The sequence below is a fragment of the Streptomyces flavusporus genome (assembly GCF_046267975.1).
GTDB lineage: Bacteria > Actinomycetota > Actinomycetes > Streptomycetales > Streptomycetaceae > Streptomyces > Streptomyces flavusporus.
Genome location: NZ_CP176503.1, coordinates 2,381,801 through 2,404,343, shown reverse-complemented (window position 1 = coordinate 2,404,343; position 22,543 = coordinate 2,381,801). Strand labels below are relative to the sequence as shown.

The following is a 22,543-nucleotide window of genomic DNA, read 5'->3' as shown; positions in this document are numbered from 1 at the left end:
AGGCTCCGGCCCCGTATGTCCTGTTTCAGTGGGGCATACGGGGCCGGATAGCGTACGGCGTATGCGCGCCGAGTCCCTCGCCCCGCCACGCTCCGTGTCCGCACCGGGGGAGAAGCACGGCTACTGGACCCGGCTGCTGCCTCTGCTGGCCGGGCTGGCCTGTCTCACCCGGGTCCCCTCCTTCATCCGGCCGCTGTGGAATCCCGACGAGGGCTATCTCGCCGTACAGGCGCGGATGCTGGCGCACGGGGGAGAGCTGTACGAGACGGTCGTGGACCGCAAGCCGCCGCTCGTGCCGTGGCTGTACGAGGGGATGTTCGCGGTCGCCGGATCCGAGTCGCTCACGCCGGTCAGGGTGCTGGCAGTGCTGGCCCACCTGCTCACCGCCGTCCTGCTCGCCTCGCACGCCCGGCGCCGCTGGGGCGACCGCGCCGGCCGCACCGCCGGCCTGCTGTACCTGCCGGCCTCCGTGGGGCTCAACCCCGAGGACGCGCAGGCCGCCGGCTTCGAGGTGTTCATACTGCCCTGCACGGCCGCCGCGATGTGGTGCGCGGACCGCCGCCACTGGGGAGCCGCGGGGGTGGCCGTCGCCTGTGCCTTCCTCACCAAGCAGACCGGGGCGGCCGTACTGCTGCCGGTGATGTGGCTGTGCATCCGTGCGGGCGGTGGCTCGCGGGGAGGGCTGTTGCGGCTGGGCGCGGGGGCCGTGCTGCCGGTGCTGGGCGCGACCCTGGTCACCGACCCGGCCGGCTTCCTCTTCTGGACGGTCACCGGATCGGGGGCGTACGCCTCCTTCAGGGGCTCCGAACTCCACGTACTGGGCCGGGCCCTGGCCAACACCGCGATCCTGGCCGTGGGGTGCGCGGGCCTGATCCCCCCGGTCGTGCGGGTGCTGCGCATCGCCCGCACCGGCGCTGCCGACCTGTGGCTGTGGTTCGCCGCGTCGGCTGGGGCGGTGCTGGCCGGCTTCCATTTCTTCGGCCACTACTACCTGCAACTCCTGCCGCCGCTGGTCCTGTTGGCGACGGCCGCACTGCACATCCTGCCCCGCGAGCGCCTGATCGCCGCCGTCCTCACCTCGGCCTGCTGCTGCACCCTCTTCCTGGCCTGGGGCCTGCTGGCCCCCCGCACCGAACTCGCCCACGCCCAGCGCCTCGCGGACGCCACCGCACGCCGCACCGACCCCGGCGACCGCGTCCTGATCTGGGGCATGCACCCGGAGACGTACTGGCTCGCCGACCGCACTCCCGCCAGCCGCTACCTCACCGCCGGCCTCCTCACCAACTACAGCGGCGGCCGCAACGGCCCCCAGGTCGGCGAGAAACACGCCGTAGAGGGAGCCTGGCCGATCTTCCGCGCCGAGTTGACCGCACATCCCCCCGCTCTGATCATCGACGACTCCCGAGGCAAGCCGTACGCACCGGAACGCCTGCCGAGCCTACGGCGGTTGCTGTCGGCGGGATATGAGGAGGTGGGGGAGGTGGACGGGGCGGTGCTGTACGCCCGAGTGGGTTAGCTGCGGGCAGTCGTGCCTCCCCCAGTGCCTTAAGGGCCTGGGGGGACCCCCAGGGCGGCACGGGTGGGCGCGGCGGCACCCCGCAACGCCGGGCAGCGCGACCCTTGCGCCCACACCAACGCCGGGTCACCCGCCAACCCTGCTCACCTCACGGCACGCGGCCCCACGACCTCCGCCCCCAACTCCCCGACCCGCCGCCGCAGCTCACGGTCCGCCGTGACGACCAGGCAAGAGCGTTCGCCGGCCTCCGCCACCAGCTCAACGATCCGATCGTCCCCACTCCCGCCCGCCGCCTCGACCCGTACCCCCGCTACGGACGCCACCCCGCGGGCGGCCCCCTCCACCACGAGAACGATGTCCACAGGCTCCGCCCGCCCCGGCACCCCATCCGCCGCCAGCCGATCCCGCAACCGCTCCGCCGCCCCGTGCCGGTCCCGCCACCAGCCATCAGGCACCGAACCGACCACGTTGGCAGCGTCGACGACGACCAGGAGTGGCGCACTCATGCCACCCAGGGTCGCACGAGCCGCCGAGAGGGAACCCGGCAGACCCGATTAAAGTGGGGGCGTGTCAATGGTCCGTGCAGTGAACGGCGACTGGCTCATACGCGGCCGTGACGGGCGGCTCAGCGCCTACGCCCCGAGTGACGAGGCCGCGTGGTGCTGGGCCGAGCGCCATCCGGGCGGCGCCTGGCTGCCCTCCCGAAAGGTGGGCGGAGACCAACGTCTGCACCCCGGGCTCGCCGTCGGCCAGGGCGCCGACGGATACGCGCACCTCGTCGCCTGGCGGCCCACCGCGGGCGGCGAGGCGGGCCTGGTTCACTCCACGCACTTCCGCCCCCACCTCGCCGCCCTCGACTGGATGCCGATCGGTCACCCCAACAAGAAGGGCGAGCGGACCGGGATGCCCGCCGTGGCCGTCGACGCCGAAGGACGCGCCTACGTCTTCGTCCGCAACCGCGGCAGGGGCGTCCACACCATCAACCAGAAGGAGCGCGGCGGCTGGAACGGCTGGCACGACCTCAAGGGCTCCAAGGTGGACGAGGAACTCGTCGCCGTCACGGGGGGGTTGGGACGGGTCGAGGTGTACGCCACCAGCCCCGCGGGCGTCCTGCGCTGGTTGCAGCAGGAGCCGGGCGCCCGTCCGGTCGCGGCCGACCCGCTGCCCGTACGGGTCGAGCCGGGCACGCTGAGCGCGCTGCCCACTTCGAAGGAGTACACGACGCTGTTCTACGCGGACCCCGAGGGCATGCTGTACGCCTGGCGTCCCGGCAGTGAGCCGATCGCGCTGGTCGCTGCCGCGGGGCCAGGGCCCGTGGCGGCCCTGCGCTGCGTCCTCGATGGCCATGACTGCACCCTGCTGGCCCAGCATTCGTCCTCCGGAAGGGTGGCCTTCGCGGCGTATCCCACCGAGCAGGAGACGGCGGGCCTGTGGTGGACCGAGTCCGGACCCCAGTTGCCGGCTGGCGCGCGGGTCGCGCTGGCGGAGGACACCGAGGGCCGTGTCGTCGCCGCGACGGCGACACCGGACGGCCGACTGCGGCTGACCCGGCAGAAGGACGAGCCGGGGTTGGCGTTGACCGCGTGGCAGGTTGTCTGAGCGGCGTGTGGTGCCGCGCGGCGGGCGCCCGAGGAGGAACGACCTGGAGCTGTACATGAAGGAGGGCCCCCGCACACCGCGGAGGCCCTCTTCACTTACGCCGTACGGCCGTTACACCGGAACCGATGCCACACCCGGGGCCAGGAACCGCTTCCCGTTCACCCGCTCGGAGACACCCTCACGGTCCAGGTACGGCGTGATGCCGCCCAGGTGGAAGGGCCAGCCGGCACCCGTGATCAGGCAGAGGTCGATGTCCTGGGCCTCGGCGACGACGCCCTCGTCGAGCATGAGCCCGATCTCCTGCGCCACCGCGTCCAGCACCCGGGTCCGCACCTGCTCCTCGGTGAGGACGGTGTCGCCCTGCTTCAGCAGCGCGGCGACCTCGGGATCCAGCTCGGGCTTACCGCTGTCGTAGACGTAGAAGCCGCGCTTGCCCGCCTCGACGACCGCCTTGAGGTTCGGGGAGACCGTGAAGCGGTCCGGGAACGCCTTGTTGAGCGTCTCGGAGACGTGCAGGCCGATCGCCGGACCGACCAGCTCGAGCAGGACCAGCGGCGACATCGGCAGGCCCAGCGGCTCGACCGCCTTCTCGGCGACCTCGACCGGCGTGCCCTCGTCGATGACGTTCTGGATCTCGCCCATGAAGCGGGTGAGGATGCGGTTCACGACGAACGCCGGGGCGTCCTTCACCAGAACCGCCGTCTTCTTCAGCTTCTTGGCGACACCGAAGGCGGTGGCCAGCGAGGCGTCGTCGGTCTGCTCGCCGCGGACGATCTCGAGCAGCGGCAGGACCGCGACCGGGTTGAAGAAGTGGAAGCCGACGACCCGCTCGGGGTGCTGCAGCTTCGACGCCATCTCCGACACCGACAGGGAGGAGGTGTTGGTGGCAAGGATCGCGTGCGCCGGGGCGACCGCCTCGACCTCCGCGAACACCTGCTGCTTGACGCCCATTTCCTCGAACACGGCCTCGATGATGAAGTCCGCGTCCGCGAAGCCCTCGGCCTTGTCCAGGACACCGGAGACCAGCGCCTTGAGGCGGTTGGCCTTGTCCTGGTTGATCCGGCCCTTGCCGAGCAGCTTGTCGATCTCGGCGTGGACATAACCCACACCCTTGTCGACGCGCTCCTGGTCGATGTCCGTCAGGACGACGGGCACCTCGAGGCGGCGTAGGAAGAGCAGGGCGAGCTGCGAGGCCATGAGGCCCGCGCCCACGACGCCGACCTTGGTGACCGGACGGGCCAGCGACTTGTCCGGAGCACCCGCCGGACGCTTGCCGCGTTTCTGCACCAGGTTGAACGCGTAGATACCGGCGCGCAGTTCACCGCCCATGATCAGGTCGGCGAGGGCCTTGTCCTCGGCGTCATAGCCCTGCTGGAGGTCGCCGTTCTTGGCGGCGGCGATGATGTCCAGGGCGCGGTAGGCGGCCGGGGCCGCGCCGTGCACCTTGGAGTCGGCGAAGGCACGGCCGCGCTCGACGGCCTGGTCCCAGGCCTCGGTGCGGTCGATGACCGGGCGCTCGACCTCGATGTCGCCCTTGAGGACGGAGGCCGTCCACAGCAGCGACTGCTCCAGGAAGTCGGCGCCCTCGAAGATCGCGTCGGCGATCCCGAGGTCGAAGACCTGCCGGCCCTTGAGCTGCTTGTTCTGGTTGAGCGAGTTCTCGATGACGACGCTGACCGCGCGGTCCGCGCCGATCAGGTTCGGCAGCAGCGTGCAGCCGCCCCAGCCCGGGACCAGGCCCAGGAACACCTCGGGGAGCGAGAACGCCGGGACGGCCTTCGAGACGGTCCGGTACGTGCAGTGCAGACCGACCTCGACGCCGCCGCCCATGGCCGCGCCGTTGTAGTACGCGAAGGTCGGCACGGCGAGGCCGGCGAGGCGCTTGAAGACCTCGTGGCCGCCCTTGCCGATGGCGAGCGCGTGGTCGTACTCCTTCAGCAGCTCGACGCCCTTGAGGTCGGCGCCGACCGCGAAGATGAACGGCTTGCCGGTGATGCCGACGCCGACGATGTCGCCGTCCGCGGCCTCCTTCTCGACCTGGTCGATGGCGGTGTTGAGGTTCGCCAGCGAGGCCGGGCCGAAGGTGGTCGGCTTGGTGTGGTCGTGCCCGTTGTCCAGGGTGATCAGGGCGAACCGCCCGGCCTGGAAGGGCAGATCGAAGTGGCGTACGTGCGCACTTGTGACGACCTCGTCCGGGAACAGCTCGGCCGCACCCTTCAACAGCTCAGCGGTGGTGCTCACTTGTCCCCCTCGAAGTGCGGGTTCTCCCAGATGACCGTCGCGCCCATGCCGAAGCCGACGCACATGGTGGTCAGGCCGTAGCGGACGTGCGGCTGCTCCTCGAACTGGCGGGCCAGCTGCGTCATCAGGCGGACGCCGGAGGAGGCCAGCGGGTGGCCGAAGGCGATGGCGCCGCCGTACTGGTTGACGCGCTCGTCGTCGTCGGCGATGCCGTAGTGGTCCAGGAAGGCCAGGACCTGGACGGCGAAGGCCTCGTTGATCTCGAAGAGGTTGATGTCCTCGATCGACAGACCGGCCTTGGCGAGGGCCTTCTCCGTGGCCGGGATCGGGCCGTAGCCCATGACCTCCGGCTCGACGCCCGCGAAGGCGTAGGAGACCAGGCGCATCTTGACCGGCAGGTTGTTCTCGCGGGCGAAGTCCTCGCTCGCGATGATCGACGCGGTGGCGCCGTCGTTCAGACCGGCCGCGTTGCCGGCGGTGACCCGGCCGTGGACGCGGAACGGGGTCTTGAGGCCCGCCAGGTTCTCCAGGGTGGTGCCCGGGCGCATCGGCTCGTCGGCGGTGACCAGGCCCCAGCCCGTCTCGCCGCCCTCGGGGTTGGTGCGACGCACGGAGATCGGCACCAGGTCCTGCTGGATCTTGCCGTTGGCGTACGCCTTGGCGGCCTTCTCCTGCGAGCGCACCGCGTACTCGTCGGCGCGCTGCTTGGTGATGTGCGGGTAGCGGTCGTGCAGGTTCTCCGCGGTCATGCCCATGAACAGGGCCGACTCGTCGACCAGCTTCTCGCTGACGAACCGCGGGTTCGGGTCCACGCCCTCGCCCATGGGGTGGCGGCCCATGTGCTCGACACCACCGGCGATGACGGCGTCGTAGGCGCCGAAGGCGATGGAACCGGCGGTGGTCGTCACCGCGGTCAGGGCGCCGGCACACATGCGGTCGATGGAGTAGCCGGGGACGGACTGCGGGAGGCCCGCGAGGATGCCGGCGGTGCGGCCGAGGGTCAGGCCCTGGTCGCCGATCTGGGTGGTCGCAGCGATGGCGACCTCGTCGATCTTCTTCGGGTCGAGACCCGGGTTGCGGCGCAGCAGCTCCCGGATCGCCTTCACGACGAGGTCGTCGGCGCGGGTCTCGTGGTAGATGCCCTTCGGGCCCGCCTTGCCGAACGGGGTGCGGACGCCGTCGACGAAGACGACGTCCCTGACGGTACGAGGCACGATGGCTCTCCTCCAGGGTGCGGGACTGCACTGCTGCGGCACGCTGAGCGCGCGCTCAGGACCCATGCTACTTATGAGTAACGTAACTGCCCAGTCCTGTCGGCGTGAGCGGCGAAGGTCACACGTACGGCGGTCCGGGCGCCGGCCTCGTCCGAGCCGGTGAGCCCCCTGTCCCGGACAGCCGGAGAGGCCGCAGGGATGGCGGAATCCCGCCGTTGTCCTCATGTCATGGGCACCGCAGGATGAGGCCCATGGGGTATGAGGGACCGACGTCCTGCGCCGGTCCGGACTGCCCCGCCCCGAGACGCTGGCTGCCTTCGTCCGCACCGGCGCCTACCCGAACGCGGTTGCGGTTCAACTCCCGTGCGCCCGGGCCACCGTGCCGCGCACCTGTCTCGAACCGCTCGGCGAGGGCCTGTACCGCATCCAGTGGCACCATCCCGACGAGGGCATGGGCTGCCTGACGGTCATGACCACCGGCCCGGTCAAGGGCATGCTCGAACCCCGCGACGACTGTGCCCACGCCACTCGGTTCCACCTGGCGACCGCCGGCCCGGAAGACAGCGGGACGTACCTGCTGCGTCCGGCCCACGGCACCCGCTGCGTCGGCATCGTGGACGACGACGCCGCCGAAGGGGCGGAAGCCGTCGAGGAACGATGCACGGGCAGCGCCGATCAGCGGTTCGTCGTAGCGGCGGACTGACGGCGCGGTTGTCCGGGCCGGAGCACGGACAGGCGGCTGACCAGGCCGGACAGCCGTGTGCTGTCCGGGACAGCCGCGAGCTCTTGTCCCGCCCCGGGCCATTGCAGCAGCGTCGGTGCTTGCCCGATCGGGCACAACCACCACCTCTGCGAGGAGACACTCATGCGTCCATGGACCCGCGGTGCGCTCACGGCCGCCGTCGCGGCCGTGAGCACCGTCGGCCTGTTCGCCGGGCAGGCGGCGGCCGTCACGCCTGTCGGCGCGTGGAAGGGCAACACCTACAGCGCTTCCGACATCGCTGGCTCGCACACCTGGGGCGACTCGTACGTGAGCGGCAGTCGCGTGTACGTCTCCGGATACGTCCGGGACACCCTGTCGGACGGCCACGGCGCGTGCCTGAACATCCGCACCTGGTACAGCGACAGCCCCTTCCCGCGGGACGAGTTCGTGGCCGACACCGACGGCAACAACTCCAGCTACAAGCCGTTCAGCTTCAACTACGACGCCGGCACCGTCGAGTACGTCGACATCCAGGAATGCCTCACCGAATCGGGCAGCGTCCACGACGAGGCACCGGGCTGGCAGGCAATCGTCTCGCCCTGACCGCACACCGACAACACCACTCTTCGGATGGGAAAGGAACGATCATGCGTCTACGCCATGCCCTCGCCAGTGCCGGACTCGGGGCCGCGCTCCTGGCGGGTGTCGTCACCGCGCCGGCGAACGCCGAGACCGCCCGTGCCGCGGCGAGTGACTGCAACTGGGTCCCCAACGAATGGGACCAGGGAAGCCCCGGCGCCCGCACCACGGCCGACGCCGTCGCGCACGACGGCCCGTACGGCAAGTGCCCCGGCTACAGCATCGGCGCCCGCTGGGTCACGCCGAACTGCGTCTACTACAACGAGCCCTACCACAACAAGTGGTACTACACCGACTGGGGCTGGATCTACAGCAAGTACCTGAGCTTCCCGTACGGCGCCCCGACCCGCACCTGCACCCCCTGACCCGCTCGACAGCACCCCGGCCGGGGTCCCGCGCGGGCCCCGGCCACCGGGCGTCAACTCCGGGGCGGCGCCGTCGATCCCCTCGGGGGCAGCACCGGTGTCGGCACGGGATGCGACCCCTCCCCGTCCCCCGTGATCACCCCGAACAACGTACGGCACCGCCCACGACGACCAGAGCGATCGTCATGGGCATCGGACCGCCCAGGCCGGACCGGGCGCCTGGAGGCGTGCAACAGGACTCACTCCCGCTCAGCCCGTAGGAACGGTACGGGATGTCGCGGTCCGGCGCGGGAAAGTGCAGGGCCCGCACCCTTCCCCCACTCTCGGCTTCGCTCGAGCGGGGGGACCCCACCGTGGGCGCGACCAGCCACAACGGGCTCGCAGCCGCCCCACGACAGAATCCCCTACGGCGCCTTGGCGGACAACGCAGCCACCAGAACCGGCGTGACCAGCGCCACCTGCCATGCCCGAGCCCCATGTCCGACCAGCGCGGCAGCAACGGCCTCCCCGTCGGCAGGCTTCGGCGGCTCCCAGCACAGGCGCCGCACGGTGTCCGGCGTGATCAGGTTCTCCTGAGGCAGGTTGAGCTGCTCGGCCAGCGCCGACACCCCGGTGCGCGCCGCAGACAGCCGAGCCGCGGCCGCCGGATCCTTGTCCGCCCACGCCCGTGGCGGCGGCGGCCCGGCCACCGGCTGCCCCGGCTGCGGCAGCCGGTCCTCCGGCAACGCCTTCGCACGATCCACCGCGGCCTGCCACTGCTCCAGCTGCCGCCGCCCCACCCGGTGCCCGAACCCGTTCAGGGCCGACAGAGCGTGCACATTCGACGGCATGGAAAGCGCGGCCTCGACGATGGCCGCGTCGCTGAGAACCTTGCCCGGCGATACGTCTCTGCGCTGGGCGATCCGGTCCCGCATCTGCCACAGCTCCCGCACGACGGCCAGCTGCCGACGACGCCGTACCTTGTGCATTCCCGACGTACGACGCCACGGATCCTTACGGGGCTCGGGCGGCGGAGCCGACGCGATCGCGGTGAACTCCTGCCGGGCCCACTCCAGCTTGTCCTGCCGGTCCAGCTCCTTCTCCAGGGCGTCGCGCAGATCGATGAGCAGCTCGACGTCGAGGGCCGCGTACCGAAGCCAGGGCTCGGGGAGCGGGCGGGTGGACCAGTCGACCGCGGAGTGCCCCTTCTCCAGGACGAAGCCGAGTACGTTCTCGACCATGGCCCCCAGGCCGACCCGCGGAAACCCGCAGAGCCGCCCGGCCAGCTCGGTGTCGAACAGCCGCGTGGGGATCATGCCTATCTCCCGCAGGCACGGCAGGTCCTGGGTGGCCGCGTGCAGCACCCACTCCACGCCGGACAGCGCCTCGCCGAGCCCCGACAGGTCGGGGCAGGCGGCGGGGTCGATCAGCGCGCTGCCCGCGCCCTCCCGGCGCAGCTGCACGAGGTAGGCGCGCTGTCCGTACCGGTAACCGGAGGCGCGCTCGGCGTCCACGGCTACCGGGCCGGAGCCCGCGGCGAAGGCGGCGATGACCTCCGCGAGGGCGGCCTCGTCCGCGATCACGGGCGGAATGCCCTCGCGCGGCTCCAGCAAAGGGATCGGTGACAGGTCGGGCGCCCCTGCTGCAGAAGTTCCGCCGTCGTCCGGAGGGGCGCCCCCGGTGGTTCGCAGTGAAGTGTCTGCTGCGGTGTCTTGGGCGTCGGTCACCTGTCAAGGGTATCCGTGGATGGACAGCGCCCGCCGACGGAACGTTCCGTCGACGGGCGCGCGAGGGTCGTAAACCAGTCAGGTCGGTGCGGGACGGGGTGCACGACGGGCGGGGGATGTAGGGCGGATCAGCGGCAGATCCGGTTCACGTCCGGGTGGGTGGCGGGGGTGGCGGGGGTGGCGGGGAGGGGCGGCTCGAAGGATCGGGGTGCGGTGGGGTCAGTGGATGATGCCGGTGCGCAGCGCCACCGCCACCATCCCGGCGCGGTCGCCCGTGCCGAGCTTGCGGGCGATGCGGGCGAGGTGGCTTTTGACGGTCAGGGCGGACAGGCCCATCGAGACGCCGATCGCCTTGTTCGACTGGCCTTCGGCGACCAGCCGCAGCACCTCCACCTCGCGGCCGGACAGCTCGCGGTAGCCACCCGGGTGACTCGGGGCACCCGGGGGGCGGCGGTGCAGACGGGCGGCGGCCGCGCCGATGGGAGCGGCACCCGGTCGGGTGGGGAGCCCGACGTTGGTGCGGGTGCCGGTGACGACGTAGCCCTTCACACCGCCCGCGAGGGCGTTGCGTACCGCGCCGATGTCGTCGGCGGCGGACAGGGCGAGACCGTTGGGCCAGCCGGCGGCACGGGTCTCCGACAGGAGCGTGAGGCCGGAGCCGTCGGGCAGATGGACGTCGGCGACGCAGATGTCGCGGGGGTTGCCGATGCGGGGACGAGCCTCTGCGATGGACGAGGCCTCGATCACATCGCGCACACCGAGCGCCCACAGATGGCGGGTGACGGTGGAGCGGACGCGCGGGTCGGCCACGACCACCATGGCGGTCGGCTTGTTCGGGCGGTAGGCGACCAGGCTTGCGGGCTGCTCGAGGAGAACGGACACCAGGCCTCCTGGGGTGCGGGACGGGGTCGGCTCGTAGGGGGTGAAGCCGGGACGAACCGTGCTTTCAAGGTCACAGACGTCTTCGGCACCAAACCCGTCTGCCTTTAGAAAATGATCGCGATCCGGTGAGTAACAATTCGTGCAATTCGGACGCGCGGTCGATCATTCGAAGATCGAACGGCTTCAGTTCGCATCGCGGTACGGCCGAAAGTGGTCGTATCGCCAAAGGGATCGGCCTGAACGGCCCAGCCGGGTGACGCTCAGCGCGACTGCGGGCCGCGCCGCTGGGGCAGCGTCACCACCGACGCGTCGCCCGGACCGGCCGGCGGCAGGCCGGCCACCTGCGCGAGCAGATCGCACCAGCTCGCCAGATGCGCCGCCGTGTCCGGCGCCCCGCCCAGGCCCTCCCGCGGCGTCCACGAGGCACGGATCTCGATCTGCGAGGCGGACGGGCGCGCGGACAGCCCGCCGAAGTAGTGGGAGCTCGCGCGCGTGACCGTACCGCTCGCCTCCCCGTACGTCAGACCGCGCGCCTGCAACGCCCCCGTCAGCCAGGTCCAGCACACCTCTGGCAGCAGCGGGTCGGCGGCCATCTCCGGCTCCAGCTCCGCGCGCACCAGTGTCACCAACCGGAAGGTGCCCTGCCAGGCGTCGTGCCCGGCGGGGTCGTGCAGCAGGACCAGCCGGCCGTCGGCCAGGTCCTGGTCGCCGTCGACGACGGTGGCCTCCAGCGCGTACGAGTGAGGGGCCAGCCGCTGCGGCGCGCGGGTCGGCTCGACCTCGATCTGCGGCCGCAGCCGCGCGGACCGCAGTGCGTCCACGGCGGCCCGGAAGGGCAGCGGAGTCGTCTCGCCCGAATGCAGGTCCTCCTCCTTCGGGTCGTCCGTTCCGCCAGCGTCGTCCGACAGTCGTCCCTGAGCCGCAGCCATGCGGTGCAGATTAAGCGGAACGGGGGCTCAGCGCAGGGTAGACACCCCGCCTCGCCTGTTGGTGCTGGCCACGCCGGGGGCTGCCGCCCCCGGACCCCCGCTTTTCGGCCTGAACGGCTTCGTCCTCAAACTCCCCCACTCTCGGCTTCGCTCGAGCGGGGGGATCCCCACGACGGGCTGGGTGGTGCCGGCCGGCGCCGCCAAGCCCGTCGTCCGACCTGCTCCGCCGCCGTGCGAAACTTGCTCCGTGAGTGCGAACGGAAGCCCCATGGGCAAGCAGCCGACAGCGACGTACGACTCCGCCTTTCTGAAGGCGTGCAGGCGCGAGCCCGTGCCGCACACACCTGTGTGGTTCATGCGGCAGGCCGGGCGCTCTCTGCCGGAGTACCGCAAGGTCCGCGAGGGCATCCCGATGCTCGAGTCCTGCATGCGGCCCGAGCTGGTCACCGAGATCACCCTGCAGCCGGTGCGGCGGCACAACGTGGACGCGGCGATCTACTTCAGCGACATCGTCGTCCCGCTCAAGGCCATCGGCGTCGACCTCGACATCAAGCCCGGCGTCGGCCCGGTCGTCGAGCGCCCGATCCGTTCCCGCGCCGACCTGGCCCAGCTGCGCGATCTGACCCCCGAGGACGTGTCCTACGTCACGGAGGCGATCGGCATGCTGACCGCCGAGCTCGGTCAGACGCCCCTCATCGGCTTCGCGGGTGCCCCGTTCACCCTGGCGAGCTACCTCGTGGAGGGCGGCCCGTCCCGCACGTACGAGAACGCCAAGGCGATGATGTACGGCGACCCCGAGCTCTGGGCCGACCTGCTCGACCGCCTCGCGGACATCACCGCCGCGTTCCTCAAGGTGCAGATCGAGGCGGGCGCGAGCGCGGTCCAGCTCTTCGACTCCTGGGCCGGCGCTCTCGCCCCCGCCGACTACCGGCGCTCCGTCCTGCCCGCCTCGGCGAAGGTCTTCCGCGCGGTCGAGGCGTACGGCGTCCCGCGCATCCACTTCGGCGTCGGCACCGGCGAGCTGCTGGGCCTGATGGGCGAGGCCGGTGCGGATGTCGTCGGCGTCGACTGGCGGGTCCCGCTGGACGAGGCCGCCCGCCGGGTCGGTCCCGGCAAGGCGCTCCAGGGCAACCTCGACCCGACGGTCCTGTTCGCTCCGCAGGAGGCCGTCGAGGCCAAGACCCGCGAGGTCCTGGATGCGGCGGCGCAGCTGGAGGGCCATGTCTTCAACCTCGGCCACGGTGTCATGCCGTCCACGAACCCGGACGCCCTGACCCGCCTCGTGGAGTACGTCCACACGCGGACGGCCCGCTGACTCACCACGCCTGCCGGGGCCGTGCCCGCCTGCCGAACAGCAGGCCGCGCGGTTCCGGCGGCGGTGGCGTGCCCCGCTTCAGCGGCCAGGCGAGCAGCATGCCGGCGAGGAAGCCGACGATGTGGGCGGCGTAGGCCACGGTGCCCGCGTTGGACACGCCCTCGCCGGAGGAGTACACCGCCTGGAGTGCGAACCAGAAGCCCAGCACCAGCCAGGCCGGCAGGCGCAGCGGCAGGAAGATCAGGAACGGCACCAGGACCCACACCCGGGCCTTCGGGTACAGCACCAGATAGGCGCCGAGGATCCCCGCGATCGCCCCGGACGCGCCGATCAGCGGTTCGGACGAGTCGTCGTTGAGGAACGCGAAGCCGTACGAGGCCGCGTAGCCGCACGCGGCGTAGAAGAGCGTGAACCGCACATGGCCCATGCGATCCTCGATGTTGTTGCCGAAGATCAGCAGGAAGAGCATGTTGCCCAGCAGGTGCAGCCAGCTGCCGTGCAGGAACATCGCCGTGAGGACGCTGAGTTCCGGCGACTTGTCGTAGCCCGGCGGGCCGACCACGCAGCCCGGGCCCTGCGGGCCCAACGCGATGTCGCCGGTCGGCACCAGCCGCGGCATCTGATGGTGAATCAGCTCACGTGGCACCACGGCGTATTGATCCAGGTAGACCTGGAGATGACACAGCTGCGCCAGGCCGCTGTCGCCCGCCACGGAACCCGCCATGCCGGGCATGGACAGGAACACGACGACGTTCGCCACGATCAGCGCGTATGTCACCCAGGGCGTGCGGCGCGCCGGGTTCACGTCATGGACGGGGATGACCACAAGGAAGTAGTGCCCCCGATACGACCGCCGAACCGGTGAACACGGCCGTCCGGGCGTGCGTATGTCTTCTCGACCGGCCGCGGCACGGCGAGGCGCGTCGCGGGACGACGTGAGGAACAGGCGATGAACGACCGAGTTACTCCTGCGATGCAGGCCACGCCCGACGGCGAGGCACAGATGGCGCTGGTGGTCCACCTCCCCTGGGAGGACGTCGCCCGGCTCGGCCAGGAGGCCGGCCGGCTGGCGCAGCAACTGCAGCGCCCGGTGACGCTGGACGAGGCGGTGAGCCACCGGTTGCGCTCCGTCTCGCCGGGGGCGCATGCGAAGCCGGCGGGGGCACAGCCGACTGCCATGCCGTCCGCCGCATCCGTGTCGTCGCTACCGTCACGCCCGCCGGCGGAGCAGGCACGGCAGGCGATCGACAGGATCAACGGCACGGCGTAGCGCGGGGTGGGGCAACGTCCCTCTCAGGGGCGCGGGGCTGCGTCAATGTGCGGCTCCGCCGCGTGGGCGCGACCAGCCCCCACTACCCGCACCCGGCGAAGAACCCGCACCCCTACGGCGCCCCCCGAGAGACTTTCCCCGCAGCCTTCCGCGCAGCGACCAACACCGGATCCCACACCGGCGAAAACGGCGGCGCATACCCCAGATCCAGCGCCGTCATCTGCTCCACCGTCATTCCAGCGGTCAGCGCCACCGCCGCGATGTCCACCCGCTTGCCCGCCCCCTCCCGGCCGACGATCTGCACGCCGAGGAGCCGCCCGGTGCGGCGCTCGGCGAGCATCTTGACGGTCATGGGGGAGGCGCTCGGGTAGTACCTGGCGCGGCTGGTGGACTCGATGGTCACCGTCTCGAACTGCAGCCCCGCCCGCCGGGCGTCCTTCTCGCGCAGCCCGGTACGGGCGATCTCCAGATCGCACACCTTGCTCACCGCCGTGCCCACCACGCCGGGAAACGTGGCGTAGCCGCCGCCGACGTTCGCACCGATGATCTGGCCGTGCTTGTTGGCGTGGGTGCCGAGCGCGATGTGCCGTTCGCGGCCGGAGACGAGGTCGAGGACTTCCACGCAGTCGCCGCCCGCCCAGATGTTCTCGTGCCCGCGTACCCGCATCGCCAGGTCCGTGAGCAGCCCTCCGTGCTCGCCGAGGGGCAGTCCCGCCGCCTTCGCCAGCGCGGTTTCCGGGCGTACGCCGATGCCGAGCACGACGACGTCCGCCGGGTACTCGGCGTCCGCCGTGGCCACCGCCCGCACCCGGCCGTCCTCACCCATGTGCAGCTTGGTGACCTCGGCGTCGTTGACCATGGTGATGCCCATGCCCTCCATGGCCCGATGCACCAGGCGGCCCATGTCCGGGTCGAGGGTGGACATCGGTTCCCTGCCGCGGTTGACGACCGTCACCTGGAAGCCGCGGTTGATGAGCGCCTCGGCCATCTCGACGCCGATGTAGCCCGCGCCGACGACGACCGCACGCCGGCCACGCGTGCCTGTGAGGGTGTCCAGGAGGTCCTGGCCGTCGTCCAGGGTCTGCACCCCGTGGACGCCGAGGGCGTCGATGCCCGGCAGGTCGGGGCGGATCGGGCGGGCGCCGGTGGCGATCACGAGTTTGTCGTACGCCGTCCAGGACTCCGCCCCGGAATCGACGTCACGCGCGCGTACCCGCCCTCCCTCGACGTCGATCTCCGTGACCTCCGTGCGCAGACGCAGGTCGATGCCGCGCGAGCGGTGCTCCTGCGGAGTGCGCGCGATCAGCTCGTCCCGGTCGGAGACCTCGTCGCCCACCCAGTACGGGATGCCGCATGCGGAGTAGGAGGTGAAGTGGCCGCGCTCGAAGGCCACGATCTCCAGCTCGCCCGGGCCCTTCAGCCGACGGGCCTGTGACGCCGCGGACATCCCCGCGGCGTCACCGCCGATCACGACCAGGCGCTCTGCCCCGTTGCTGCCACGGCTCATGCTCATGCGGACACGCTACGGGGACCGGGCTTTTCAGTCCTGCTCGCCCCGCTGCTCCTCCCGGGCGCTCTCCGGAGCAGGCCGGGCGGTGGGCAGCGGACCCAGCGCCGTCATCGCGGTCTCCGCGGCCGGGCGGCCCGACAGCCGGGGCCGTACGAGGCGCAGCCAGAGCAGGACGAGCAGCGCGGCCAGGGCGGCGAACGGCAGCACCGCGGCGACGGCCACCACGATCCAGCGCAGCATCGCCACGAACGCGTCCCAGCCGCCCGTCAGCGCGTCCACGAACCCGGGATCGTCGTCGCCCTCGGCGGCCTTCTTCACCGGCGTCTCGGACAGGGAGAGCGTGATGGTGGCCAGGCTCGTACGGTCCTTCAGGGACGCCTGCTGGGCGAGCAGCGCCTCCAGGTCGGCCTGGCGGCCGCTCAGTTCGCTCTCCAGCTCCACCACGTCGCTGAGTTTGGTCGCCCGGTCCATCAGCTCGCGGATCCGGGCGACGCTGGCGCGCTGCGTCTTGATCCGGCTCTCCACGTCGACGACCTGGTCGGTGACGTCCTGTGCCTTCGCGGTGCGGTCGAGGAGCTTGCCGGCGCCCTCCAGATCGGTGAGGACGTCCTCGTAGCGGTCGGCGGGCACGCGCAGGACCACGCGGGTGCGCTCGTTGCCCTTCTCGTCCCGCGTGGTGGTCTCGCTGCCGACGTAGCCGCCGGCGTTCTCGGCGGTGGCGCGGGCGTCGTCCAGAGCCTTGGGCACGTCCTTGACCTGCACGGTCAGGGACGCGGTGTGGATGATGTCGCTCGTGCCGAGCCGGGGCGGCGCGGTGGCGCGGCCGGAGTCGGCACGGCCGCCGCTGTCGGGGACGCCGGCCTTGGAATCGGCCTGGGCCGCGGCCTCGCCGGCACTGCTGTCGCTTCCGCTGTCGTCCGCGCCGGTGCAGCCCGTGAGGGCGAGGGCGGCGGCGATCAGGATCCCGGCCAGGGCCTGGACCGGCCGTCGTACGGAACGTCGTGCGCGCATGTGGGTGCATCCCCCCGAGGGTCGTGACGACTGACGCTTCTTCGACGCCGGGACAGGGCGGGACGTTTGACCGGGCCGGTCCCGATGCGGTCACGGTCGGGACTCGGTGGGGCCACGGGGCCGCGGCGGGACTGTCAGTGGGGTCTGAGAAGGTGGAGCCATGAACGGAGCACGCACGGACGCCGGGCATGTCGTCGTCATCGGAGCCGGAATCGCCGGGCTGGCCGCGGCGCACCGGCTGCTGGCGCGGGGGGCGCGAGTGACCGTGCTGGAGGCGTCGGACCGGGTCGGCGGGAAGCTGCTGCCCGGCGAGATCGCGGGCGTGCGGGTCGACCTGGGCGCCGAGTCGATGCTGGCGCGCCGGCCCGAGGCGGTGACCCTCGCCCACGAGGCGGGGCTGACCGACCGGCTCCAGCCGCCGGCGACCGCGTCCGCCTCGCTCTGGACCCGCGGCGCCCTGCGCCCCATGCCCAAGGGCCACGTCATGGGCGTGCCCGGCACCGCGTCCGCCCTCTCCGGAGTCCTGTCCGACGAGGGCCTGCACCGCATCGAGCGCGACGCCGACCTGCCCCGCACCGAGGTCGGTGACGACGTGGCGGTGGGGGAGTACGTGGCGGCGCGGCTCGGCCGCGAGGTAGTCGACCGCCTGGTGGAGCCACTGCTGGGCGGGGTGTACGCGGGCGACGCGTATCGCATCTCGATGCGGTCGGCCGTCCCCCAGCTCTTCCAGGCCGCCCGCACCCACACCTCGCTCACCGAGGGGGTGCGGGAGATCCAGGCCGGGGCGGCCGCGGCCCAGCAGAGCGGGCCGGTGTTCATGGGCATCCGGGGCGGCGTGGGCAGTCTGCCCCTCGCCGTCGCGGAGTCGGTGCGCGCCCGCGGGGGCGAGATCGTCACCGGGACACCCGTGACGGAGCTGCGCCGGGAGCCGGCCGCCGGGTGGCGGATCGTTGCCGGCGACCGGGTGCTGCACGCCGACGCCGTGATCGTCGCCGCGCCCGCGCCTGCCGCAGCAGGGCTGCTGCGCGCAGAGGCCCCCGCCGCCGCCGCTGAGCTCGCCGCCGTCGAGTACGCGTCCATGGCCCTGGTCACCCTCGCCTACCGCAGGACCGAGGCGCACCTTCCCGAGGGCAGCGGTTTCCTGGTGCCGCCGGTCGACGGGCGGACCATCAAGGCGTCGACGTTCGCCTCGCAGAAGTGGGGCTGGATCGCCGACGAGAACCCGGACCTGGTCGTGCTGCGCACCTCCGTCGGGCGGTACGGCGAGACGGAGATCCTCCAGCGCGACGACGCCGGGCTCGTGGAGGTCTCGCGCACCGACCTGCGCGCGGCGACCGGCCTGGCGGCGACCCCCGTCGAGACCCGCGTCACCCGGTGGTCCGACGGCCTGCCCCAGTACCCCGTCGGCCACCACGCGCGCGTGGCCCGCATCCGCGAGCACATCGGCAAGCTGCCCGGACTGGCCGTGTGCGGCGCGGTGTACGACGGCGTGGGCATCCCGGCGTGCATCGCGAGCGCGTACGCCGCGGTGGACCAGGTTCACGGCGACCTGGGCGCTGTGCAGGAGCTCACCGCGAACCCGGTGCAGAGCCTGCACGGCGGAGCGGGAGAATAAGGGACATGAGTGACGACGCCCCCACCACCGGCCCTGCTCGGATCCCGAACAAGGGCAAGCTGGCCAAGGACCTCAACGAGGTCATCCGCTACACCCTGTGGTCCGTGTTCAAGCTGAAGGACGTGCTGCCCGAGGACCGCGCGGGCTACGCCGACGAGGTCCAGGAGCTGTTCGACCAGCTCGCCGCCAAGGACATCACCGTCCGCGGCACCTACGACGTCTCCGGGCTGCGCGCCGACGCCGACCTGATGATCTGGTGGCACGCCGAGACCAGCGACCAGCTGCAGGAGGCGTACAACCTCTTCCGCCGCACGAAGCTGGGCCGCGCCCTGGAGCCGGTCTGGTCGAACATGGCGCTGCACCGCCCCGCCGAGTTCAACCGCTCGCACATCCCGGCGTTCCTCGCCGACGAGACACCCCGCGACTACGTCAGCGTCTACCCGTTCGTGCGCTCCTACGACTGGTACCTCCTGCCCGAGGAGGACCGCCGCCGGATGCTCGCCGACCACGGCAAGATGGCTCGCGGCTACCCGGACGTGCGCGCCAACACGGTCGCCTCGTTCTCCCTCGGCGACTACGAGTGGATCCTCGCCTTCGAGGCCGACGAGCTGTACCGCATCGTCGACCTCATGCGCCACCTGCGCGGCTCGGAAGCCCGGCGGCACGTCCGCGAGGAGGTGCCCTTCTTCACCGGGCGCCGGAAGTCCGTGACGGAGCTGGTCGCAGGCCTCGCCTGATCAGTGTGTGGGCCGGGTGGCCGTTGCCTTCGGGGTGCGGCCGCCCGGTGTCGTCGGCTTCGGTTCCGGGTGCGGTGCGCAGGCCGCCCGGCCCGACGGGAGACGGCCCTGCAGCAGGTACGCCTCCATGTGGCCGTTGACGCAGGGGCTCGCGCCGCCCGCGATGCCGTGCGTGCCGGCGTCCCGTTCGGTCACCAGGACGGAGCCCGACAGCCGGCGGTGCAGTTCGAGGGCGCCCTTGTAGGGGGCGGCCGCGTCCCGTTCGGCGGCGAGGATCAGCGTCGGCGGCAGCTCACCCGGCGCGGTCCGCACGTCGAGGGGCTGCTGACGCGGCGCCGGCCAGTAGGCGCACGGCAGGTTCATCCACGCGTTGTCCCAGGTCTCGAACGGTGCCACGCGCGCGAGCCGGGTGTTGTCCCGGTCCCAGACCTTCCAGTCCGTCGGCCAGGGCGCGTCGTTGCACTCGACGGCCGTGTAGACCGCCCTGGAGTTCTCCGCCTCCACCGCCTTCTCCTCATGGGGCGCGGCCAGGTCGACCAACGGCCGCGGATCGCTCTTCAGATAGGCCGACAGCGCCTCGGCGCGGCGCGGCCAGAAGTGGTCGTAGTACCCGGCCTCCAGAAACATGTTCTGCAACTGCCCCGGCCCGACCTTGCCGCCGGCCGGCTCGGCGGCGAGCCGCGCCCGTGCGGTGTCGTAGCTGCGCTGCACCTTCCCCGCAGTGGCGCCCAGCCCGTACACGGTGTCGTGCCCCGCGATCCACGCCTTCAGGTCCGCCCAGCGCCCCTCGAACGCGGCCGACTGGTCGAGGTTGTTGCGGTACCAGATCTGCGCCGGGTGGGGGTTCACCGCGGCGTCGAACACCATGCGCCGTACGTGGGAGGGGAACAGCGTCGCGTACAGCGCCCCGAAGTAGGTGCCGTACGACGCGCCCACGAAGGTCAGCTTCTTCTCGCCGAGCGCCGCGCGCAGGACGTCCAGGTCGCGGGCGTTGTTGAGGGAGTGGTAGTGCCTGAGCGCGCTTCCGGACCGCTGGGCGCAGCCGCGGGCGTAGGCCTTCGCCCCCGCGATGCGCTCCTGCTTGTACGACTCCGAGGGGTGCGTCGGTGCCTGCGAGGGCGCCTTGAAGTAGTGCTTGGGGTCCTGGCAGGACAGAGGTGCGGAACGGCCTACGCCGCGCGGGGCGTAGCCGACCAGGTCGTACGCGGCCGCGAGGCGCTTCCACTCGGGGAGTCGACCGAACAGCGGGAAGAGGAAGCCGGAGGCGCCCGGACCGCCGGGGTTGTAGACCAGGGCGCCCTGGCGCGGCACCTTGCGCTTGCTGTTGTGCGGGTCGCGGTGGGTGGCCCGCACTCTGCTGACGGCGAGTTCGATCTGCCTGCCGTGGGGGTGTGCGTAGTCGAGCGGCACGGTGACCTTGCCGCACTCCATGGTCTCCGGCAGGTCCTGTGCGTCGGGGCACTTGCCGAAGTCGATGCCCTCGGCCTGTGCGCGGACGGCAGCCACGGCGGTGCCGCGCATCTCGGCCGCCATGTCCGGGGCGCCGGGTGCGCCGCCGGCCGGGGCGGCGACGAGCGTGGTGAGGAGCAAGGAACCGGCGGCCGTGTAGAGGACGGCAGCTCTCATCGCGTATCCCTTCGGAGCGCGGCAGCGACAAAAGGGATGTTTCGGTCGGTTGCGGGTGAAGGCAAGCACCGACCGGCCGGTGTCGGCGCCAATGCGCCCGTACGCCCCCAGGCGCTGTCCGGCCGGGGAGAACCACGGTGAGTACGGGTGGGCCTCGATCCGGGCGGGAGAGGCGGGGCCCCGGCTGAGGCCCGGTCAGCGGCGGAGCAGTACCCGACGGGCGCGGGCCATGCGGGAGCGTGGACGTGGTGTCGCGCCCGCCCGGTCCAGCCACCACTGGCGCAACTCCCGCCGCGCGCGGGCGTCTTCGGGCCGCTCGCCGAGCAGCAGCTGCTCGGCGAAGTGCAGTGCGTCGCGCCGGTAGCCGCTGGTCATCGGGTGCCGGTGGGCGTACGCGAGGAAGGCGGGCCGGTAGGCGTCACCGAGGATCTCCGGCAGCTCCGGCGCGACCTTCGCCACCACGTCCGCCCGCTTCCCGGCCAGCGTTCGCGCCTGCACCCCGACTCGCACCCGGTCGAACCCCTCCGGCACGGGCGTACCGGCGACGAGCGCGGACAGCAGCGCGGCCTGCGCGAGGCCGAGCCGCTGGCGAGCGGGGTCGGAGGCCTGCGTCGAGGCCGCCGGCCTCGCTGTCGGGAGAGCGGCTCGGTCCGGCTCACCGCCCCTTGCCCGCCCCTCCTCCAGGGCATCCCGAATCGCCACCAACTCCCGTTCCAGCTCCACCGGTTCGGGGAAGTTCTCGTCCCGCTCCAGCAGCACTCCCGGCGGTGAGACACGGGACGCGAGGTCGGTCAGGATGTCGAGGACCGGCTGCGGGACCGGGTGGGCGTGGCTGTCGTGCCAGACGCCGTCGCGCTCGAAGCCGCCCGCCACATGGACGTAGGCGAGGGCCTCCAGCGGGATCTCGACGAGCGCCTTGGCCGGGTCCTCGCCGCGGTTGACGTGGTTGGTGTGCAGGTTCGCCACGTCGATCAGGAGCCGTACGCCGGTGCGGTCGGCCAGCTCGTACAGGAACTGACCCTCGGTCATCTCCTCGCCCGGCCAGGAGATCAGCGCCGCGATGTTCTCCACGGCGAGCGGCACGGGCAGCGCGTCCTGTGCGATGCGCACGTTCTCGCACAGCACGTCGAGGGCGTCCCGGGTGCGCGGCACCGGCAGCAGATGCCCGGCCTCCAGCTGCGGGGACGCGGTCAGCGGGCCGCCGGCCCGGACGAACGCGATGTGCTCGGTCACCAGTGGCGAGCCCAGCGCCTCCGCCCGCTCGGCGAGGGCCGTCAGCCGTGCGGGGTCGGGCCGCTCGGCGGCGCCGAGGCCCAGGGAGACGCCGTGCGGGACGACCGTCACCCCGCGCTCACGCAGCCGCAGCAGCGCGTCGGGGAGATGGCCGGGGCAGACGTTCTCGGCGACGATCTCGACCCAGTCGACGCCCGGCATGGCTTCCACGGCGTCCGCGATCTCCGGCCGCCACCCGATTCCGGTCCCCAGTCGCTCCATGGCCCCCTCCTTCACGTCCGATCTGCCACCTGGATCCGCTGTGTCGTCTCCTTCGACGGCCCGCTGTTCCGGCGTGAGGGGGGTATGGCCCCGGCCCCGGGGCACGAACCCTTCGGCGCGCACGTTCAGAGCAACATTTGAGGTTGGCGTGGCCGGCGCCAGGAGGTACGG

20 protein-coding genes are annotated in these 22,543 nt (G+C 71.9%); 9 read left to right on the top strand and 11 right to left on the bottom strand.

The window, feature by feature from the left end; translation table 11 throughout:
• Nucleotides 1-61 precede the first annotated feature (61 nt).
• Nucleotides 62-1,516 carry an ArnT family glycosyltransferase gene (locus tag ACKTSN_RS11290; protein WP_409468981.1) on the top strand — a complete coding sequence of 485 codons (1,455 nt, stop codon included), beginning with the start codon at nt 62-64 and terminating at the stop codon, nt 1,514-1,516.
• Nucleotides 1,517-1,659: 143 nt separating this feature from the next.
• On the opposite strand, the gene ACKTSN_RS11285 is transcribed toward ACKTSN_RS11290, so the two are convergent.
• Nucleotides 1,660-2,022, bottom strand: coding sequence for an NTP pyrophosphohydrolase (locus tag ACKTSN_RS11285; protein WP_409468980.1), 363 nt, complete (start codon nt 2,020-2,022; stop codon nt 1,660-1,662).
• Between the two features lie 67 nt (nt 2,023-2,089).
• Here ACKTSN_RS11285 and ACKTSN_RS11280 point away from each other — a divergent pair, with 67 nt between their 5' ends.
• Nucleotides 2,090-3,115, top strand: coding sequence for a hypothetical protein (locus ACKTSN_RS11280; protein ID WP_409474804.1), 1,026 nt, complete (start codon nt 2,090-2,092; stop codon nt 3,113-3,115).
• Nucleotides 3,116-3,226: 111 nt separating this feature from the next.
• On the opposite strand, the gene ACKTSN_RS11275 is transcribed toward ACKTSN_RS11280, so the two are convergent.
• Together ACKTSN_RS11275 and ACKTSN_RS11270 are read right to left on the bottom strand one after the other, a co-directional pair.
• On the bottom strand, nt 3,227-5,356 hold the full coding sequence (locus ACKTSN_RS11275) for a 3-hydroxyacyl-CoA dehydrogenase NAD-binding domain-containing protein (protein WP_409468979.1): 2,130 nt from the start codon (nt 5,354-5,356) through the stop codon (nt 3,227-3,229).
• Nucleotides 5,353-6,570: a thiolase family protein gene (locus ACKTSN_RS11270; RefSeq protein WP_409468978.1), complete on the bottom strand. Its 1,218-nt coding sequence runs from the start codon at nt 6,568-6,570 to the stop codon at nt 5,353-5,355. Before ACKTSN_RS11270 ends, ACKTSN_RS11275 begins: the two co-directional genes overlap by 4 nt.
• A 379-nt stretch (nt 6,571-6,949) precedes the next feature.
• Here ACKTSN_RS11270 and ACKTSN_RS11265 point away from each other — a divergent pair, with 379 nt between their 5' ends.
• The 3 genes from ACKTSN_RS11265 to ACKTSN_RS11255 all read left to right on the top strand — a co-directional run bounded on the left by ACKTSN_RS11265 (nt 6,950) and on the right by ACKTSN_RS11255 (nt 8,277).
• Nucleotides 6,950-7,273: a hypothetical protein gene (locus tag ACKTSN_RS11265; protein WP_409468977.1), complete on the top strand. Its 324-nt coding sequence runs from the start codon at nt 6,950-6,952 to the stop codon at nt 7,271-7,273.
• Nucleotides 7,274-7,435: 162 nt separating this feature from the next.
• A complete protein-coding gene (locus ACKTSN_RS11260) occupies nt 7,436-7,876 on the top strand; it encodes a hypothetical protein (RefSeq protein WP_409468976.1) in 441 nt (146 codons plus the stop codon).
• A 44-nt stretch (nt 7,877-7,920) separates the two neighbouring features.
• Nucleotides 7,921-8,277 carry a hypothetical protein gene (locus ACKTSN_RS11255; RefSeq protein WP_409468975.1) on the top strand — a complete coding sequence of 119 codons (357 nt, stop codon included), beginning with the start codon at nt 7,921-7,923 and terminating at the stop codon, nt 8,275-8,277.
• Between the two features lie 404 nt (nt 8,278-8,681).
• Here ACKTSN_RS11255 and ACKTSN_RS11250 read toward each other — a convergent pair whose 3' ends face one another.
• From ACKTSN_RS11250 to ACKTSN_RS11240, 3 genes are all read right to left on the bottom strand, one after another.
• A complete protein-coding gene (locus ACKTSN_RS11250; protein ID WP_409468974.1) occupies nt 8,682-9,983 on the bottom strand; it encodes a ribonuclease D in 1,302 nt (433 codons plus the stop codon).
• A 219-nt stretch (nt 9,984-10,202) separates the two neighbouring features.
• Nucleotides 10,203-10,865, bottom strand: coding sequence for a response regulator transcription factor (locus ACKTSN_RS11245; protein WP_003993737.1), 663 nt, complete (start codon nt 10,863-10,865; stop codon nt 10,203-10,205).
• 260 nt (nt 10,866-11,125) lie between these two features.
• Nucleotides 11,126-11,794 carry a DUF3000 domain-containing protein gene (locus ACKTSN_RS11240; protein WP_409468973.1) on the bottom strand — a complete coding sequence of 223 codons (669 nt, stop codon included), beginning with the start codon at nt 11,792-11,794 and terminating at the stop codon, nt 11,126-11,128.
• 268 nt (nt 11,795-12,062) lie between these two features.
• On the opposite strand from ACKTSN_RS11240, the gene hemE reads away from it, so the two are divergent.
• Complete coding sequence (hemE, locus tag ACKTSN_RS11235) at nt 12,063-13,109, top strand: uroporphyrinogen decarboxylase (RefSeq protein WP_409474803.1); 1,047 nt, start codon at nt 12,063-12,065, stop codon at nt 13,107-13,109.
• 1 nt (nt 13,110) lies between these two features.
• Here hemE and ACKTSN_RS11230 read toward each other — a convergent pair whose 3' ends face one another.
• Entirely contained in the window at nt 13,111-13,935 is an 825-nt protein-coding gene (locus ACKTSN_RS11230) for a rhomboid family intramembrane serine protease (protein WP_409468972.1), read from the bottom strand.
• Between the two features lie 123 nt (nt 13,936-14,058).
• Between ACKTSN_RS11230 and ACKTSN_RS11225 the strand changes: the two genes are divergently transcribed.
• A complete protein-coding gene (locus ACKTSN_RS11225) occupies nt 14,059-14,379 on the top strand; it encodes a hypothetical protein (RefSeq protein ID WP_129803300.1) in 321 nt (106 codons plus the stop codon).
• Nucleotides 14,380-14,491: 112 nt separating this feature from the next.
• On the opposite strand, the gene ACKTSN_RS11220 is transcribed toward ACKTSN_RS11225, so the two are convergent.
• Entirely contained in the window at nt 14,492-15,892 is a 1,401-nt protein-coding gene (locus ACKTSN_RS11220) for an FAD-dependent oxidoreductase (RefSeq protein ID WP_409468971.1), read from the bottom strand.
• A gap of 27 nt (nt 15,893-15,919) precedes the next feature.
• On the bottom strand, nt 15,920-16,900 hold the full coding sequence (locus ACKTSN_RS11215) for a DUF4349 domain-containing protein (protein ID WP_409468970.1): 981 nt from the start codon (nt 16,898-16,900) through the stop codon (nt 15,920-15,922).
• A 160-nt stretch (nt 16,901-17,060) separates the two neighbouring features.
• Here ACKTSN_RS11215 and hemG point away from each other — a divergent pair, with 160 nt between their 5' ends.
• Complete coding sequence (gene hemG / locus ACKTSN_RS11210) at nt 17,061-18,515, top strand: protoporphyrinogen oxidase (RefSeq protein WP_409468969.1); 1,455 nt, start codon at nt 17,061-17,063, stop codon at nt 18,513-18,515.
• A 5-nt stretch (nt 18,516-18,520) separates the two neighbouring features.
• Nucleotides 18,521-19,252, top strand: coding sequence for a hydrogen peroxide-dependent heme synthase (hemQ, locus tag ACKTSN_RS11205; protein WP_409468968.1), 732 nt, complete (start codon nt 18,521-18,523; stop codon nt 19,250-19,252).
• Here the strand turns inward: hemQ and ACKTSN_RS11200 are convergent, their stop codons facing one another.
• Both ACKTSN_RS11200 and ACKTSN_RS11195 read right to left on the bottom strand, forming a co-directional pair.
• On the bottom strand, nt 19,253-20,878 hold the full coding sequence (locus tag ACKTSN_RS11200) for an alpha/beta hydrolase (RefSeq protein WP_409468967.1): 1,626 nt from the start codon (nt 20,876-20,878) through the stop codon (nt 19,253-19,255).
• A 195-nt stretch (nt 20,879-21,073) separates the two neighbouring features.
• Nucleotides 21,074-22,372, bottom strand: a complete 1,299-nt coding sequence (locus ACKTSN_RS11195; protein ID WP_409468966.1) for a DUF692 domain-containing protein — start codon at nt 22,370-22,372, stop codon at nt 21,074-21,076.
• Between the last annotated feature and the right edge of the window lie 171 nt (nt 22,373-22,543).

Excerpts from the sequence above, each read along its gene's own strand:
- ACKTSN_RS11280 (WP_409474804.1), top strand. The coding sequence starts at position 2,090 with ATGGTCCGTGCAGTGAACGGCGACTGGCTCATACGCGGCCGTGACGGG.
- hemQ (WP_409468968.1), top strand. The coding sequence starts at position 18,521 with ATGAGTGACGACGCCCCCACCACCGGCCCTGCTCGGATCCCGAACAAG.
- ACKTSN_RS11255 (WP_409468975.1), top strand. The coding sequence starts at position 7,921 with ATGCGTCTACGCCATGCCCTCGCCAGTGCCGGACTCGGGGCCGCGCTC.
- ACKTSN_RS11240 (WP_409468973.1), bottom strand. The coding sequence starts at position 11,794 with ATGGCTGCGGCTCAGGGACGACTGTCGGACGACGCTGGCGGAACGGAC.
- ACKTSN_RS11200 (WP_409468967.1), bottom strand. The coding sequence starts at position 20,878 with ATGAGAGCTGCCGTCCTCTACACGGCCGCCGGTTCCTTGCTCCTCACC.
- ACKTSN_RS11260 (WP_409468976.1), top strand. The coding sequence starts at position 7,436 with ATGCGTCCATGGACCCGCGGTGCGCTCACGGCCGCCGTCGCGGCCGTG.
- ACKTSN_RS11220 (WP_409468971.1), bottom strand. The coding sequence starts at position 15,892 with ATGAGCATGAGCCGTGGCAGCAACGGGGCAGAGCGCCTGGTCGTGATC.
- hemG (WP_409468969.1), top strand. The coding sequence starts at position 17,061 with ATGAACGGAGCACGCACGGACGCCGGGCATGTCGTCGTCATCGGAGCC.
- ACKTSN_RS11195 (WP_409468966.1), bottom strand. The coding sequence starts at position 22,372 with ATGGAGCGACTGGGGACCGGAATCGGGTGGCGGCCGGAGATCGCGGAC.
- hemE (WP_409474803.1), top strand. The coding sequence starts at position 12,063 with ATGGGCAAGCAGCCGACAGCGACGTACGACTCCGCCTTTCTGAAGGCG.
- ACKTSN_RS11225 (WP_129803300.1), top strand. The coding sequence starts at position 14,059 with ATGAACGACCGAGTTACTCCTGCGATGCAGGCCACGCCCGACGGCGAG.
- ACKTSN_RS11285 (WP_409468980.1), bottom strand. The coding sequence starts at position 2,022 with ATGAGTGCGCCACTCCTGGTCGTCGTCGACGCTGCCAACGTGGTCGGT.
- ACKTSN_RS11290 (WP_409468981.1), top strand. The coding sequence starts at position 62 with ATGCGCGCCGAGTCCCTCGCCCCGCCACGCTCCGTGTCCGCACCGGGG.
- ACKTSN_RS11215 (WP_409468970.1), bottom strand. The coding sequence starts at position 16,900 with ATGCGCGCACGACGTTCCGTACGACGGCCGGTCCAGGCCCTGGCCGGG.